Here is a 16321-nt window from a genome sequence, read left to right as displayed (position 1 = left end):
GGGTAACATGAAGTTTCAGAAAATATTGATTGCGAACCGAGGCGAGATCGCCGTCCGCATCATTCGCGCTTGCCGCGAGCTCGGCATATACACCGTGGCGGTGTTCTCCGAGGCGGACCGCGAAGCGCTGCACGTTCGGATGGCGGACGAGGCGTATTGCATCGGTCCGACTCTTTCCAAGGAAAGCTACTTGAATTTCACGAATATCATGAGCGTGGCTACGCTGACCGAATCGGATGCGATCCACCCGGGCTACGGCTTCCTGGCCGAGAACGCGGATTTCGCCGAGATCTGCGAGTCGTGCAACATCACGTTCATCGGCCCGTCGCCTGACGCGATCAACCGGATGGGCGACAAGTCGGTAGCGAAACAGACGATGAAGGACGCGGGCGTCCCGATCATTCCGGGCTCCGACGGCCTAGTCGAAGACGTCGAGGAAGCGGTACGGATCGGCCGGGAGATCGGCTATCCGATCATTATTAAGGCGACCGCCGGCGGCGGAGGCAAGGGCATCCGCATCGCGGAAGACGAGGAAACGCTTATTCAGCAAATCACCCAAGCCCAGCAGGAAGCCGAAAAGGCATTCGGCAACTCCGGCGTGTACTTGGAGAAATATTTGACCGGCATGAAGCATGTGGAGATTCAGATCATCGCTGATAGGCACGGCAACGTCGTGCATCTGGGCGAGCGGGACTGCTCGATCCAGCGCCGCCGCCAGAAGCTGCTCGAGGAAGCGCCATGCCCGGTGCTGACCCCCGAGATTCGCCAGGCGATGGGTGAAGCCGCGGTACGCGCAGCCCGCGCGGTCGATTACTCCGGAGCGGGCACGCTTGAGTTCCTGCTTGGCCCGGACGGCCGATTCTATTTCATGGAGATGAACACGCGGATTCAGGTCGAGCATCCGGTCACCGAGATGATCACGGGCGTCGACTTGATCAAGGAAATGATCCGTGTGGCCGAAGGCGAGCCGCTGTCGATCACCCAACAGGATGTGAAGATCAATGGCTGGTCGATCGAATGCCGCATCAACGCCGAGGACCCGGAGCGCAATTTCATGCCGTCCGCCGGCCAGATCGGCTTCTACTTGCCGCCAGGAGGCCCCGGGGTCCGGGTTGACAGCGCCGCTTACCCGGGCTATACGATCTCCCCGCACTATGACTCGATGATCGCCAAGCTGATCGTCTGGGGCCATACGCGCGAGGAAGCGATCGACCGGATGCGGCGGGCGCTGGCCGAGTTCGTCGTGGAAGGCATCCATACGACGATTCCGTTCCATCTGAAGCTGCTCGACCACAACCTGTTCCATGCGGGGACGTTCGATATCAAGTTCCTGGAAGAGCACGATGTGAACGATCCGAACTCCTGAGCTCGATACAAAGCGTTTCCTCGCGATTTGTCATAAAATTTGTGAAATGGTATAGTAATGAAATAAGACAGGCATTAGAAGGTCCACGAAAGTTTCTGGGAGTCTTGAATCCGGGGTCCCCGGAAAGTAATAGGAATAATCTCAGAAGCTTTGCTTCACTTTCTGGGGAATAATTTGTTGGAGGTGGTATGATGAGTACAATGGCTGCTGCGGATTATGAGAAGACGGACATCGGCACGATTCAGATCGCTCCGGAAGTGATCGAAGTGATTGCGGGTCTGGCCACGATCGAAGTGCCCGGCGTTGCCGGCATGAGCGGAGGGTTCGCCGGCGGGATCGCCGAGCTGCTCGGCCGCAAAAATTTGGCCAAGGGCGTGAAGGTCGAGGTCGGTCAGCGCGAAGCTGCGGTTGACGTGAACATTATTATAGAGTTTGGCAATCGGATTCCGGAAGTGGCGGCGGAGATTCAGCGCAACGTGAAGCATGCGATCGAATCGATGACCGGGCTCCATGTTGTCGAAGTGAACGTGCATATCCACGATGTGCATTTCAAGACGGCCGCGAAACCGGAAGAAGAAGAGACGGCTTTGCAGCGAGTCAAATAATTCGCTTGTCCAGAGATGAGCTTAGTCCGTGCGCACACTCAAGCTCTGGCCAAGCGCTGCGAGAACCCCCTAACGACTGTCAGGGGGTTTACTCCATGCCGGGAAGGGGACAAGCATCGTGGTAAAAATTTTGGATCGGCTGCTCCTGTTTATCTATACGATCTTGGTGGGAGTTGGCCTCATCTACATACTGGTCGCAGCATTCGGCTTGGTTCCATTCGATACGGCGAGCGATGTTTTATACGATTTGTATTACGAGGGTTCCACAGCCTATCCGGTCATTGCGCTCAGCTTGTTCGCGCTGCTCGTGTCGTGCCGGTTTTTCTACGTAGCGGTTCGCCGGGGACGGTCCCAAGTGCCTTCGATCGATCAGCGGACCGACTTCGGCGACATTCGCATCTCGCTCGAGACGGTGGAGAACTTGTCGCTCAAGGCGGCGTCGCGCATCCGCGGGGTTAAGGATCTGAAAGCCCGGATCTCTGTTACGGACGCAGGCCTGGAGATCGTAATCCGGGCGCTCGTCGACGGAGAGAGCTCCATCCCCGATTTGTCGGAGGAAGTGCAGCGGGCCGTGAAGAGTCATCTCGAAGAGGTGACCGGCATTCCGGTCTCCCGGGTATCCGTGTTCGTGGCGAATGTGACGCAATCCACGACCTTTAAGAGCCGTGTCGAATAGGAGGGATCTTGTCCGTGCAAGACGAATGGTGGGTACGGCACAAGGGTAAGCTTGTCGGAGCGGCGGTCGGTCTGTTTCTCGCGATCATCTATTTGTTCTTCGGCTTCTGGGATATGCTGGTCGTGGCTTTTATCGTCACGGTTTGTCTGTATGTCGGGAAGATGATCGACGATCAGGAGCAGCTCCCGGACGTGGACGATTGGCTGCGCCGGATCGGCGATCAGTGGAGGAAGTTCCGGTAAATGGTTTTGTAAGGAAAACCCTTTGGATGGCGTTTTACGCATTTTTCGCACTTAGGGCGTGAGAAAAATGGTGGAGCGCGGTCCGTAGGGTTTTTCTTTTTTTTGAGCCGTTGTCACTTTGTGGGGGTTCTTGGCAGAGGTTGTTTGTGAGGATCTAGTTATTTTTGGTATACTAAAGCATAATGGATTGAATTCGTGTGTTGGAGGATTAGCATGAAGCGCAGATTGGCGAGAGAAATTGCCGTGCAGAGCTTGTTCCAGATGGAGATGAACGGAGTGTCGGCACAGGAAGCGATCGACACGATCGTCGAAGAGGCGGGCCGGGAGAACGAGACGGACTTGACGCTTACGGAGGGCGAGACGATCTCGACCGAGTACATTCATCAGCTCGTGGAAGGGACCGTGACCCATATGCGGGCGATCGACGAGGTGCTGACGGAGTATTTGAAGGGTTGGAAGATGGACCGGCTGTCCCGCGTAGACCGCCAGATATTACGGCTGGCCGCGTACGAGATGCTGCATGGGCAGGAAGTGCCGCCGAAGGTCGTCATTAACGAAGCGATCGAGCTGTCCAAGCATTTCGGTACGGAGGAGTCGGGCAAGTTCGTGAACGGCGTATTAGGCAAAATGATCAAGGAGCTGCCGCAGCTGCAAGGGCGGTAAGCGGCCTTGGATCGATCAACAGACTACGAGGGGGAACGTGTAGTGTCCGCGCAGATCATTAACGGAAAAGAAATCGTGGCAGACATTCGGGAAGGGCTGAAGCAGGAAGTCGAGGCGCTGATCGGCCAGGGGATTCGCCCGGGTCTAGCGGTTGTCCTCGTGGGCGAGGACCCGGCTTCCGCTGTGTACGTACGGAGCAAGGCCAAAGCCTGCGAGCAGGTCGGCATTCATTCCGAGGTGTACAAGCTGCCGGAGGAGACGTCCGAGCAAGAGCTGCTGTCGCTGATCGACAAGCTGAACCGAGACGCGAACATTAACGGCATTCTGGTGCAGCTGCCGCTGCCGAAGCACATCCATGAAGATGCCGTCATCGACGCCATCTCGATCGACAAGGACGTGGACGGGTTCCACCCGATCAGCGTGGGGAACCTCGTCATCGGCAAACCGAGCTTCCTGCCCTGCACACCGGCCGGGGTCATCGAGATTATCAAGCGTACCGGCGTGAGTATGGCAGGCAAGCGCGCAGTGGTCATCGGGCGCAGCAACATTGTAGGCAAGCCGATGTCGCTCCTGCTGCTGCGGGAGCATGCGACCGTGACGGTGTGCCATTCGCGCACGGCCGACATGGCGGCGATCGCGCGTGAGGCGGACATTCTCGTCGTCGCGATCGGCAAGGCGAAGTTCGTGAACCGCGACTTCGTGAAGCCGGGAGCGGTCGTTATCGATGTCGGCATTAACCGGCTGGAGGATGGCAAGCTGGCGGGCGACGTGGACTTCGACGATGTCGTCGACATCGCCGGCCACATTACGCCGGTGCCGGGCGTCGTCGGGCCGATGACGATCACCATGCTGCTGAAGAACACGGTCGAAGCGGCGAAGCGGGCAGCCGGGCGGAAGTAGTTTGGCTGGAGAGGCCCATGGAGACGGGAGGGGAACCGGGGTGGCCCAATCCATCTTATCGATCAAGGATTTGAACCGCTACATCAAGATGAAGCTGGAAGGCGATCAGGTGCTGCAGGACGTGTGGGTGAGGGGGGAGATCTCCAATTTCACCCACCATTCCAGCGGACACATGTACTTCACGCTCAAGGATCCGGACAGCCGGATCAAGAGCATCATGTTCGCCTCGCAGAATCAGAGACTCGGCTTCATCCCCCGGGAGGGGACGCGCGTCATCGCCCGGGGGAATATCTCGATCTACGAACGGGACGGGCAGTACCAGTTCTACGTCATGCAGATGCAGCCGGACGGCGTCGGCAACCTGTACTTGGCGTTCGAGCAGCTGAAGAAGAAGCTCGGCGACGAGGGGCTGTTCGCGGCGGAGCGCAAGCGGCCGATTCCGAAGTTCCCGCGCGCGGTAGGCGTCATCACTTCTCCGACGGGGGCGGCCGTGCGGGATATTATCATCACGCTGCAGCGACGTTATCCGTCGATCCCGATCCTGCTCTATCCTGCTATCGTGCAGGGGAACCAGGCGGCGCCTTCGGTCGTGCGCGGCATTGAGGCGATGAACCGGCTCGGCGAGGTCGACGTGCTCATCGTCGGCCGGGGCGGCGGGTCGCTCGAGGAGCTGTGGGCGTTCAACGAAGAGATCGTCGCCCGCGCCATTCGCGCCTCGCGCATCCCAGTGATCTCGGCCGTCGGCCATGAGACCGATTTCACGATCGCGGACTTCGCGGCGGACCTGCGTGCCGCCACCCCGACCGCGGCCGCCGAGCTGGCGGTGCCGCATCGGCTGGAGCTGCGGCAGCACCTGCAGCATTTGCGGCAGCGGCTGCACCAGGCGCAGCACGCGCGCCTGCGGGCGCTGCGCGAACGGCTCGCACGGCTCCAGCGGTCGCCCGTGCTCACGAACCCACGCCGGCAGCTCCAGGCGCCGGCGCAACGGCTCGATCGGCTGCGCGAGCAGCTCGCCTATCGCATCGCCGGGCAGCTCGCTCGGGGCCGGGAGAAGCGGATGCGCCTCGAGCGGGCGCTATCCGCGTTCAACCCGACCGAGCAGGCCATCTTCGCGCGCCGTCGGCTGCAGGCGACGCAGCGGCAGCTGCAGCAGGCGATGCAAGGCGCCTTCAAGGACAAGAAGACGGCATGGGCGGCGCAGATGCGCCACCTGGACGCGCTGAGCCCGCTCAAAGTCATGTCGCGGGGCTACAGCCTCGTGTACGACGAGAAGGAGAAGCGCCTGCTGAAGTCGATCAATCAAGTGCAATTGGGAGATATGGTCAAGATTACGCTCACGGACGGCAAGCTGGACTGCCACGTGTGGGGGATGGAGGAGATGCCGGATGTCAAAACCGAAGGATGACGCGGAGCTGAGCTTCGAGCAGGCGATGGAGAAGCTGGAGCAGATCGTGAGCCGGCTGGAGAACGGCGACGTGCCGCTCGAGCAAGGGATCGAGCTGTTCCAGGAGGGCATGCGGTTGTCGCATCTGTGCGGTCAGAAGCTCGAGCTGGTCGAGCGGAAGATCGAAACGCTCATGGAGGAGAACGGCACGTTGGTCAAAAAGCCGTTCCAGGGCGCTCAAGAAGACAAAGGGGAGCAGAACGGAGGATAGACCGCTTGAGCCCATTCACGATTCAAGATTACATCAAGACCCGGGCGGCTCGAATCGAGACCGAACTTACACGCTCGCTTCCGCGGGAATGGGACGTACCGCGCACGCTGCGCGAGGCGATGGACTACTCGCTTATGGCCGGAGGCAAGCGGCTGAGACCGATCCTCGTCCTCGCCGCCGCGGAAGCGCTCGTCGGCGAGGAGAAGGCGGAAGCTGCCATGCCGGTCGCTTGCGCGATCGAGATCATCCATACGTACTCGCTCATTCACGACGATCTGCCGGCGATGGACAACGACGACTATCGCCGCGGCCGCCTGACGAATCACAAGGTGTACGGCGAAGCGATGGCGATCCTCGCGGGGGACGGCCTGCTGACGCACGCGTTCTACAGCGTGGTCCAGGCGTCGCGCCTGCATGGGGTGCCCGCGAATCGCGTCCTCGCGATCGTCGAGGAGCTGTCCATGTTAGCGGGCGCGAACGGGATGGTCGGGGGCCAAGCCGCGGATATGCAGGGCGAGCAAGGCATCACGCAGCTCGAGGAGCTGGAGTATATCCACTTGCGCAAGACGAGCGACCTGATCGTGTTCTCGCTGCGCGCAGGCGGACTCGTCGGCGGCGCGACGCCCGAGCAGCTCACGGCGCTGCAGACGTTCGGCCAATCGATCGGACTCGCTTTCCAGATTCAAGACGACATCCTCGACCTGATCGGGGACGAGCAGAAGCTGGGCAAGCCCGTTAAGAGTGACGAGAAGCAGCAGAAGGTTACGTATCCGTATTTTATCGGGCTGGAGGCGTCCAAGCGAAAGGTCGAGGAGCTGACAGAACGGGGCAAAACGGCGCTGCTCGGGGCCGCACTCCCGCAGCCGGAGCGCCTGCTGGAGCTGGCCGATTACTTAGTGCATCGAGACTATTAAAGATCAGTCTTCCGAAACCCGGAAGGCTATTTTTTATTTTCACCCATAACAAGTTTAGTACAAGATATTGACAAGATATATACATTTGTTAGCTGATATGCGACAATGAAAATGTGAACCGGGGAGGGGTTTGCAATCCACTATTTTGTAAACGGTTACATATCTGGTAAAAAAGGAGGAATTGTAATGTTATTCGTTCAAAAACGCCGTACGCGCTTCATGCTCTGCATGGTGCTGCTGCTTGCCTTGCTCGTTCCGAGCGGGGCGGCATTCGCCTCGGGTAACCCATGGTACGACGACTATGTCGCTTACAACAATGTCCACGAGAACGACTACTACAACACTTCGGATTCCGCGTTTCTGGCTTGGGGCGAGAGCTATCTGATCAACAGTTACCTAGACATGTACGACTTGACGAAAAGCACCGCATGGCTCGATAAATTCAAGACCCACGCCGATACCATTCTCGCCAATGCGAGCGATTCGGACGGAGACGGTTACCTCGGCTGGACTACGGGCCGGTATTCCCCGCAGGCGATCGCGAATGGCGACTTTGAAACCGCAGGCTCCGACTCCTTGACGCCGGCTTCCTGGACCCGCTTCCAGTCCACCTCCTCGACCGCCTATCGGTCCAGCGCTTCAGGCGATTATGCCCCTCCCGGCACATGCAGCTCCGATACGTACGGCTTCGTGCTCAAGACGAACGGCACCTCCTGGCAAAAGCTGTATCAAGGCTTCAGCTACGTACCCAACACCAAATATCAGCTGACGTTGTCGGCTAAGACGAACGGCTCGGCCGCTATGGGAAGAGCGTATATCCACGACCGGACGACGAACACGATTCTGGCCAGCATCACGATCGACGACACGAGCTGGGGCTCTTACAAAGTCGATTTCACCACTCCGGCCGCCGGGCATACGCTCGAAGTATGGCTCGGGCATATGTCGTATACCGTAACCGGCGGGATCGCCTACTTCGACAATGTCGGGCTCGCCCCCAGCTATCCGTTCCTCGTGCACGACGGGATGATCGGACTGCCGATCGCTAAATTCGTGAAGCTGGTGAACGAGAATGCTACCGCTCTCTCCGCTTACGCAACTACGGCGAACACCTATCGGAGCTTCCTCGAGACGGAAGTCGTCCCCAAGTGGCAAACTTCCGCAAGTCAAGTCGGCAATACCTGGGTGGGCGTCTCCTCCACAACAGGCTATTACAAGGAATCGACCAAGATCGACGCCTTCGCGACTTCCACAACTTTAGACCCGCTTCCCTACAATCAATTTCTCATCTTCGCGCAAATGCTGAACACGCTCTACGATGTGAACGGGAACGTCGATTACCTCGATAAGGCGAAGAAAATGAACCAGTATTTCAAAAATTCCCTGACGGCGAATGGAACGGCCTACAACTGGAATTACGCGGGATATTCGACCTCCGTCGAGGACACGTCACATGGCAATATCGACGTCGACGCCTCCCTCGACATGTTCAACGACGATCTCATCTACAGCGGTACGGACATGGACAAATTCACCGATACGCTCACGGTCAAGATGTGGAACCAGTCGAACACGTCGCCGTCGCTGCACAATTATGTGAACGGGGGGCAAGGCTCGCTGTGCGCCGACGGGATCTATAAGACGGATATGCCAAGCTGGATCAAGCTCGCCCAGTTCGACAACCAGGCCTGGAAAATCGCAGCCTACCAGTTCGACGACAGCGGGTTCGCAGCGGATCGCCACCTTGAAGCGCTCGTGCTCGCCGGAATTATGAAGTGGGATCCGGTGAAGCTGGTCAACCAAAGCTTCGAGCTGAAGTCGAGTGGGGACGCCACCCTGCCGTCCCGTTGGACGCGAGTAGGTTCCACGAGTGCGACCGCGTACCTGGACAGTGCGAATAAGAAGTCCGGGACTTACGGCCTGACCCTGAAGTCCGACGGCTCGACCGCTCAGACGATCTACCAGCGATGGGATGAAGAGGTGGCATCGGCGAGCTACGTCGTCACCTTCGATGCCAAGGTTGACAGCTCCGGGGCCGGCGGCAAAGTGTGGATGTACGACGAAACGACGGGCACGACACTGGGGAGCGTGACGGTCAGCGGCACTTCGTGGCAGAGCTACACGTTCACCTTCACCGCTCCGAGCGTCAATACGGATATTCTGAAGCTGTATCTCGGCCACAACAATATCGCTGTGGCGAATGGACTCGCCTCGTTCGACAACGTGGCGATCAAACGTTCGGGCGATGCCTGGTAAGCAAGACCGCTGCGGCGGGTCAAGGGTGCTCATTCCATTGAGCATCCTTTTTCTTTTATGCTATAATGGATTCTGAATGCGAGTGGTGCAGTATTCTAGTCGGTCTCCCATTTCTGAAGGCGGGCCTAAAAATTCGCCAAAGGGCACATCGATGAAGTTCCTTGTGTTGGCTTCTGACGCCCAGTCGGGGGCTGATGCTGGGAGTTAAGGTTGAGGGGCGATCTGCAATGGCATGCGGGCGTTGACCCTTCTTCCGCGGAGGCCCAAGTGCGTGTTTCGTGAGCGCCAGCGTGCGCCGGGATACGGCTTGGGGTATGAACCTGCAATTGCGAGTCTCACCTGAATTTATTACTTATTCTAAGATGACTTGTATGCAGCGTAGCCTGCCTTGAGTGAGCCTTGGGGGGGTTAGGAGAGGGCCTCGACACCGAGCGATCGGGATGGGGGCAACAGTAGGAGTTCGCTGCTTTGGCCAAGGTGGCGCGCTCCCAATCCTAATGAAACCGGATTTGCAAAAGAGGCTAAGAAATGGATGCAGGACTGCCCGAGGAAAACTCCTAGACTGTTCGTATGATACGAGGCTTCTTGGGGATTATAGTGTGGACTGAGTGGTAATCCAGTCTGATGGCCGGCGACGCCAACAAGGCGAGCATAAAGGGAAACCGCCTTTTCGGCGACGGGAAGGTGCCTTGCCTGGGAAAACCTACTGGACCTAAGCCACAGCGTTTACTCAAGAAGCTGCCACTCCTTTACCTCCAAGCAGTACGATTGGGGCGTTAGCATTGAAGTTTTCTTTGAAAGGCTCCATGAGATGGAGTATTTTTATATTTGCGGTGACCTTCGCGCTGTCTTGTGCGATCAGCATTACCTCGACAACGCTGTTGGAGGGCTTCGCCTGGGGAGCCGGCATGTTGGTTGTGTTCGCCATCATTCTCGTCGGCATTTTCTTCGACATGATGGGTATCGCCGCGGCATCCGCAGTAGAGAAGCCGTTTCACGCCATGGCGGCGGAGCGGGTTCATGGTGCGCGCCATGCGATCTATATCGTACGCAACGCGGACAAATTCTCCAACTTCTGCAACGACGTGATCGGCGACATTGCCGGCGTCATTAGCGGCACAGCCAGCGCGCTGGTCGTGCTGAAGCTGGTCAATTCGATGTTTCAGGGCCACTCGGTCCTTTATACTATAGTGAGTGTGTTATTCACCGCGCTTGTGTCTGCGCTTACCGTAGGCGGCAAGGCGGTAGGGAAATCGTTCTCGATTCATTATGCCACGGAAATTGTTCTTGCGATCGGCAAGTTTTTCTATTTCCTCGAGCGCCGGTGTGGCATACGGCTATTCAATGGGCGCAAGAACAAGTCGAACGGAAAGCGGGGCTCTAAACGTGCTGCTAGATCAAATCAATAGTCCAACAGACCTGAAGAAGCTGAGCGTGGCTCAACTGGAACCACTGGCACAAGAAATTCGCGATTTTCTCATCGAGAAGCTGTCCAAAACCGGCGGGCATCTGGCTCCCAACCTGGGGGTCGTCGAGCTGACGCTGGCTTTGCATTACCTCTATGACAGTCCGAAGGACAAATTCATCTTCGATGTCGGTCACCAGGCCTATGTACATAAACTGCTGACCGGTCGCCGGGAGCAGTTCGACTCGCTTCGCCAGTACAAGGGGATGTGCGGGTTCGTAAAGCGCGCGGAGAGCGAGCATGACGTCTGGGAAGCCGGACACAGCAGCACGTCGCTGTCGGCAGCGATGGGGATGGCGATGGCCCGGGATTTCAAGGGCGAGCACAACAAGGTCGTGGCGGTTATCGGCGACGGCGCTCTGACCGGCGGGATGGCGCTGGAAGCGATGAACCATATCGGGCACGAGAAGAAAAACCTGATGGTCGTGCTGAACGACAACGAGATGTCCATCGCTCCGAATGTGGGAGCCCTTCACAATTATTTGAGCAAAATTCGTTCCGACGGCACTTATCTGAAGGTGAAGGAAGAAGTCGAGCATCTGCTCAAAAAAATTCCCGCCATCGGCGGCACGCTGGCCAAAACCGCGGAGCGGGTCAAAGATAGCCTGAAATACTTGCTCGTTCGAGGCGTGTTGTTCGAAGAGCTGGGCTTTACTTATCTGGGTCCGGTCGACGGCCATAACTTGCCTAAGCTGCTCGAGACGTTCCGCCAGGCCGACAAAGTGAACGGACCGGTGCTGGTGCATGTGTTGACGTTGAAAGGAAAGGGCTATTCGCCGGCCGAGGCCGATTCCCAGTCGTGGCACGGCGGCGGCCCGTACAAGATCGAGTCCGGCCAATTCATCAAGGCGGTAGGGCCTCCGATGTACACGGAGGTGTTCAGTCATGCCTTGATGGAGCTGGCGGAGCAGGATGAACGGATCGTGGCCGTGACCCCGGCGATGCCGGCGGGATCCGGGCTGCTGAAGTTCGGAGCGCGGTTCCCCGAGCGGATGATCGATGTCGGCATCGCCGAGCAGCACGCGGCTACGCTGTGCGCCTCGCTGGCGCTGCAAGGGCTGAAGCCGGTGTTTGCGGTGTATTCGACCTTCCTGCAGCGGGCGTACGATCAAGTGGTGCACGATATTTGCCGCCAAAACGCCAATGTGGTGTTCGCGATCGACCGGGCCGGCTTCGTCGGCGCGGACGGCGAGACGCATCAGGGCGTCTACGACATGGCGTTCCTGCGCAGCATTCCGAACATGGTCGTCATGATGCCGAAGGACGAGAACGAGCTGCGGCATATGATGAAGACGGCAGTCGAGTACAACGAAGGGCCGATTGCCGTGCGCTACCCGCGCTTAAGCGGCGTGGGCGTCGAGATGGAGCCGGAGATGCGGCCGATCCCGATCGGCTCCTGGGAAGTGGTCCGCGAGGGCGAAGGCTATGCCGTCTTGACGATGGGGCCGCTTCTGGAGATTGCGGAGGAAGCGGCGGAGCAGCTCAAGACCGAGGGCATCCAGCTACGCGTCATCAATGCGCGGTTTATCAAGCCGATCGACGAGGATATGCTGCTCCAGCTGTACAAAGAAGGCGCGAGCCTCGTGACGCTGGAAGAAGGCGCCATAATGGGCGGATTCGGCAGCGCGGTCATGGAGTTCTACTCTGCGCGCAATATTCACGGCATGAAGGTCAAGGCGATCGGCATTCCCGACTACTTCGTCGAGCACGGCAGCGTGAAGGAGCAGCGCCAGGAGACGGGCCTGACCGTCGAGCGGATCGTAACGGAAGTGAAGGCGCTTCTGACGCGCAGCAAGCGGGCGCGGGCTTAACGGCTTAAGCAGCGAGGTGCACGACGACGCGCAGGAAGAGGAGCGAGAGCGGCGATTATGGCAGCAGGCAGCAAGGAACGGTTGGACGTACTCTTGGTCGAGCAAGGGTACTACGATAGCAGGGAAAAAGCGAAGTCGGCCATAATGGCCGGCCTTGTTTTTGTTCAAGAGGAGCGGGTAGACAAGGCGGGTACGAAGGTAGACCGCTCCGCCAAGATCACGGTGAAGGGCGCGATCCACCCATACGTCAGCCGCGGCGGCCTGAAGCTGGAGAAAGCGCTGAAGGCATTCGGCCTCTCGCTTGAAGGCGCCGTTATGCTCGACATCGGCGCTTCGACGGGCGGCTTCACCGACTGCGCGCTGCAGCATGGGGCGTCGTACGTGTATGCGCTCGACGTCGGTTACAACCAGCTGGATTGGAAGCTGCGCAACGATCCGCGGGTGCAAGTGATGGAGCGGACGAACTTCCGCTTCGTGCAGCCGGCGGACCTGGCGGGCCCTCCGCCCACCTTCGCCAGCATCGACGTGTCGTTCATCTCGCTCCGCATCATTCTGCCGCCGCTGCACGCCATTCTGGCGGCGGACGGGGAAGCCGTCGCGCTGATCAAGCCGCAGTTCGAGGCGGGGCGCGACAAAGTCGGCAAGTCCGGCGTCGTGCGCGAGCCGGAGACGCACCGCGACGTGCTGCGGACGGTGCTCGCCTTCGCACGGGAGACGGGGTTCGGCGTGAAGGGGCTCACCTTCTCGCCGATCACGGGCGGGGAGGGGAACATCGAGTTCCTCGTTCACCTGGTGAACCGCCTCGACGCGCCGGGGTGCCTCGATGAGGCGGCGCTGCAGCCGCTCATCGACGAGATCGTGGAGACGGCTTCGGGGGCGTTTCGGTAGGACGAGCTCTCCGGATCGGACTCTCGACTCTTGCGGCCTACCGTGATATACTGAGCCTATATTGAACAAGCGTGAAGCACACGCTCTTTTCCTCCATCGTTGGAGGCGAAGAGCGTTTTTTGTTTTTGTGCGCCCCACAAATTTTCCGCCGCGAACAGGAATTTCCCCCGCCCGGCTAGAAGTACTAAGCGAGGTGAGCGGGAGTGCAGGCGAAAGATTCTTGGGTCATCTTATTGATATTGGCGGTCGCCGCCATCTGGCTATATATCCGGGTGAAGCGGCAGCAAGGGGATTTGCCCCTATACCGCTCCGTGCCGAGGCACGACGAGATTCTCGTCGCCTCCGAGGAAGCGCTGGAGCTGATCGAGGAAGCCGGCTACGGATGGATCGCCGGGAAGGTGAAAATTCCGATTACCGTTACCCTGGACGGGACGACGCTCGAGAGCCGTCTGTTCGCCGACGGGTTCGTCGAGAAGGACCGCCAATGGTTCGTGGTGAAATTCGCCAGAGAGAGGAAACCTATCGATATGACCGGCAGCGGCCTCCGCGAGCATCTGCTCGTCTACAGCTTGCTGTATCCGGAAGCCGCCGGCGTGCTTTATGTGGATGTGGCGGGCCGCTCCATACGCACCGTGCAATTCGAAATCGAACTATGATCGGGGGGATGGGCATGAAAGCCCAACGCCATTTTAAAATTCGCGATATCATTAGCAATCAAGCGATCGAGACGCAGGACGAGCTGGTCGATCAGCTCCGGAAAGCCGGCTTCCATGTGACGCAAGCGACCGTCTCCCGGGACATCAAGGAAATGCATCTCATCAAGGTCCCGATGGACGATGGCCGATACAAATATTCGATGCCCGCAGACCAGCGGTTTAATCCGATTCAGAAGCTGAAGCGGGCGCTCGTCGACCATTTCGTGCATATCGATTACACCGACAACCTCGTCGTGATGAAATGCTTGCCGGGGACAGCCAATACGATCGGGGCACTGATCGACAGCCTGGAGTGGCCGGAGATCATGGGGACGATTTGCGGAGACGACACGATCCTCATCATCTGCCGGACGAAGGAGCAGAGCGGCAAGGTCGTGGAACAATTTCTAGGCTTGCTGGGCACCTAGAAGGAGGAGGGGAACGCGCCATGTTAACGGAGTTGTCCATACGCAATTTGGCGGTCATCGAGGCCGTCTCGCTGACGTTTCATAGAGGCTTCCATGTGCTCACGGGGGAGACCGGCGCCGGCAAGTCGATCATTATCGATGCGCTAGGCCTCGTAGCGGGAGGACGCGGGGCGTCCGACCTTGTGCGGTACGGCTGCGAGAAGGCCGAGATCGAGGCCCAATTCGACGTGTCGCCGACGCACCCGGTGTGGGCGGTGTTCGAGCGGATCGGCATCGAGGCCTCTCCGGATGAGACGATCGTGGTCCGGCGCGAAATATCCGCGCAAGGCAAAAGCACGAGCCGCCTGAACGGCCAGCTCGTCAATCTGACGATGCTGCGCGAGGTGGGGGACTGCCTGGTCAACATTCACGGGCAGCACGAGCACCAGTCGCTGATGAAGCCGGAGGAGCACCTGCATTGGCTCGACATGTACGCCGCCGATCGGATCGGTGCGCTCAAGTCGCAGTACGAGGAAGCCTACGACCGGTACACCGAGCTGCGCAAGGAATGGGCGCAATTGGAGGATACCGGCAAGCGGGCGCTGCAGATGGCGGACTTGTACCGATTTCAAATCGAGGAAATTTCGGCGGCACAGCTAAAAATCGGCGAAGATGAATCGTTATTGGAAGAAAAGCGCAAGCTATCCAATGCAGAGAAGTGCTATCAGAGCGTAGCGGACGCTTACGACGCTTTATACGGCAGCAACAAGGGCGGCGCCCTCTCCGCCATCGGCAAGGCGATGCATCGCGTAGAGGATATCGCTTCGGTCGATGCCAATGTGCTTAAGCCCTTATTGGAACAAATCCAAACCGCGTTTTATCAGCTCGAGGACGCCGCCTTCCAGCTGCGGGATTACCGGGATAACGTCGAGTTCAATCCGGCCCGCCTGGACGAGATCGAGACCCGGCTCGACTTGATCTCCACGCTGCGGCGCAAGTACGGAGATACCGTTGCCGATATTTTGGCATACCTACAATCGATTCAGGTCGAGATGGACGTGCTCGATAATAAGGAAGAGAAGCGGGAGGCGCTCCGCCAGGCGGCCGAGAAGCAGCGCGAGCGGCTGATGCAGCTGGGCGAGCAGCTGTCGGAGGCCCGACGCGCGGCGAGCGAGCAGCTAGCCCGGGAGATCGAGCAGGAGCTCAAGGGCTTACATATGGAACGGACGCGGTTCGAGGTTCAGCTGGAACGGCTGGAGGGAGGCAAGGCGACCCGCGAAGGGCTGGACAAGGTCGAATTCCTGATCGCCGCCAATCCCGGAGAGCCTCTGCGGCCGATGGCGAAGATCGCCTCCGGCGGCGAGCTGTCGCGGATCATGCTGGCGATGAAGGCGATCTTCTCGCGCCTCGACCGCATCCCCGTGCTCGTCTTCGACGAGGTCGACACGGGCGTGAGCGGACGGGCGGCACAGGCGATCGCCGAGAAGATGTCGTTCCTGTCGCGCCATTGCCAAGTATTCTCCATCACCCACTTGCCCCAAGTGGCTTGCATGGCGGATGCCCATTACGCGATTCATAAGACGGTGGACGGGGAGCGTACATTCACCCGGGTGACCGATCTGCAGCCGCAGGAGCGCATTCGGGAGCTGGCCCGGATGCTCGGCGGCGTAGAGGTGACCGAGACGACGCTGAGTCACGCCCGAGAGATGATCGAGCTCGCGAATGAAAAGAAAATGAGCGCCAACGCAAGCTAAATGAAGGAACGGTGGGATCATTTT

Annotated in this window: 16 protein-coding genes; all 16 read left to right on the top strand. The window is 58.9% G+C overall.

The window, feature by feature from the left end:
- Positions 1 to 7 precede the first annotated feature (7 nt).
- On the top strand, positions 8 to 1366 hold the full coding sequence (gene accC, locus ACI5FR_RS30550; protein WP_405461546.1) for an acetyl-CoA carboxylase biotin carboxylase subunit: 1359 nt from the start codon (positions 8 to 10) through the stop codon (positions 1364 to 1366).
- A gap of 191 nt (positions 1367 to 1557) precedes the next feature.
- Positions 1558 to 1971 carry an Asp23/Gls24 family envelope stress response protein gene (locus ACI5FR_RS30545; RefSeq protein WP_405461544.1) on the top strand — a complete coding sequence of 138 codons (414 nt, stop codon included), beginning with the start codon at positions 1558 to 1560 and terminating at the stop codon, positions 1969 to 1971.
- A 118-nt stretch (positions 1972 to 2089) separates the two neighbouring features.
- Entirely contained in the window at positions 2090 to 2647 is a 558-nt protein-coding gene (gene amaP, locus ACI5FR_RS30540) for an alkaline shock response membrane anchor protein AmaP (RefSeq protein WP_405461542.1), read from the top strand.
- A gap of 14 nt (positions 2648 to 2661) precedes the next feature.
- Entirely contained in the window at positions 2662 to 2889 is a 228-nt protein-coding gene (locus ACI5FR_RS30535; RefSeq protein WP_405461540.1) for a DUF2273 domain-containing protein, read from the top strand.
- A 213-nt stretch (positions 2890 to 3102) separates the two neighbouring features.
- Entirely contained in the window at positions 3103 to 3552 is a 450-nt protein-coding gene (gene nusB / locus ACI5FR_RS30530) for a transcription antitermination factor NusB (protein WP_405461538.1), read from the top strand.
- 42 nt (positions 3553 to 3594) lie between these two features.
- On the top strand, positions 3595 to 4452 hold the full coding sequence (gene folD, locus ACI5FR_RS30525) for a bifunctional methylenetetrahydrofolate dehydrogenase/methenyltetrahydrofolate cyclohydrolase FolD (protein ID WP_405461585.1): 858 nt from the start codon (positions 3595 to 3597) through the stop codon (positions 4450 to 4452).
- Between the two features lie 40 nt (positions 4453 to 4492).
- Entirely contained in the window at positions 4493 to 5857 is a 1365-nt protein-coding gene (xseA, locus tag ACI5FR_RS30520; protein WP_405461536.1) for an exodeoxyribonuclease VII large subunit, read from the top strand.
- A complete protein-coding gene (gene xseB / locus ACI5FR_RS30515) occupies positions 5838 to 6107 on the top strand; it encodes an exodeoxyribonuclease VII small subunit (protein WP_405461534.1) in 270 nt (89 codons plus the stop codon). Before xseA ends, xseB begins: the two co-directional genes overlap by 20 nt.
- Positions 6108 to 6112: 5 nt before the next feature.
- Positions 6113 to 7021 (top strand): polyprenyl synthetase family protein, encoded by a 909-nt coding sequence (locus ACI5FR_RS30510; protein WP_405461532.1) that lies wholly within the window; start codon positions 6113 to 6115, stop codon positions 7019 to 7021.
- A 186-nt stretch (positions 7022 to 7207) separates the two neighbouring features.
- Positions 7208 to 9277 carry a hypothetical protein gene (locus ACI5FR_RS30505; RefSeq protein WP_405461530.1) on the top strand — a complete coding sequence of 690 codons (2070 nt, stop codon included), beginning with the start codon at positions 7208 to 7210 and terminating at the stop codon, positions 9275 to 9277.
- Positions 9278 to 10083: 806 nt separating this feature from the next.
- Positions 10084 to 10686, top strand: a complete 603-nt coding sequence (locus tag ACI5FR_RS30500; protein ID WP_405461528.1) for a hypothetical protein — start codon at positions 10084 to 10086, stop codon at positions 10684 to 10686.
- Positions 10664 to 12553 (top strand): 1-deoxy-D-xylulose-5-phosphate synthase, encoded by a 1890-nt coding sequence (gene dxs, locus ACI5FR_RS30495; RefSeq protein WP_405461526.1) that lies wholly within the window; start codon positions 10664 to 10666, stop codon positions 12551 to 12553. The genes ACI5FR_RS30500 and dxs overlap by 23 nt, the downstream gene beginning before the upstream one ends.
- Before the next feature lie 57 nt (positions 12554 to 12610).
- The gene (locus ACI5FR_RS30490; protein WP_405461524.1) at positions 12611 to 13441 is read left to right on the top strand and encodes a TlyA family RNA methyltransferase; all 831 of its coding nucleotides are present in this window, start codon (positions 12611 to 12613) and stop codon (positions 13439 to 13441) included.
- Between the two features lie 203 nt (positions 13442 to 13644).
- Complete coding sequence (locus tag ACI5FR_RS30485) at positions 13645 to 14097, top strand: hypothetical protein (protein WP_405461522.1); 453 nt, start codon at positions 13645 to 13647, stop codon at positions 14095 to 14097.
- Positions 14098 to 14111: 14 nt separating this feature from the next.
- Positions 14112 to 14564 (top strand): transcriptional regulator AhrC/ArgR, encoded by a 453-nt coding sequence (gene ahrC / locus ACI5FR_RS30480; protein WP_405461520.1) that lies wholly within the window; start codon positions 14112 to 14114, stop codon positions 14562 to 14564.
- Between the two features lie 20 nt (positions 14565 to 14584).
- Positions 14585 to 16297, top strand: a complete 1713-nt coding sequence (gene recN, locus ACI5FR_RS30475) for a DNA repair protein RecN (protein ID WP_405461517.1) — start codon at positions 14585 to 14587, stop codon at positions 16295 to 16297.
- Positions 16298 to 16321 lie beyond the last annotated feature (24 nt).

This window comes from Paenibacillus sp. HJGM_3, from assembly GCF_045062745.1.
In the GTDB taxonomy this organism is placed as follows: Bacteria; Bacillota; Bacilli; order Paenibacillales; family NBRC-103111; genus Paenibacillus_AA.
The sequence above is the reverse complement of the archived record's forward strand: the minus strand, read 5'-3'. Positions and strand labels throughout refer to the sequence as shown.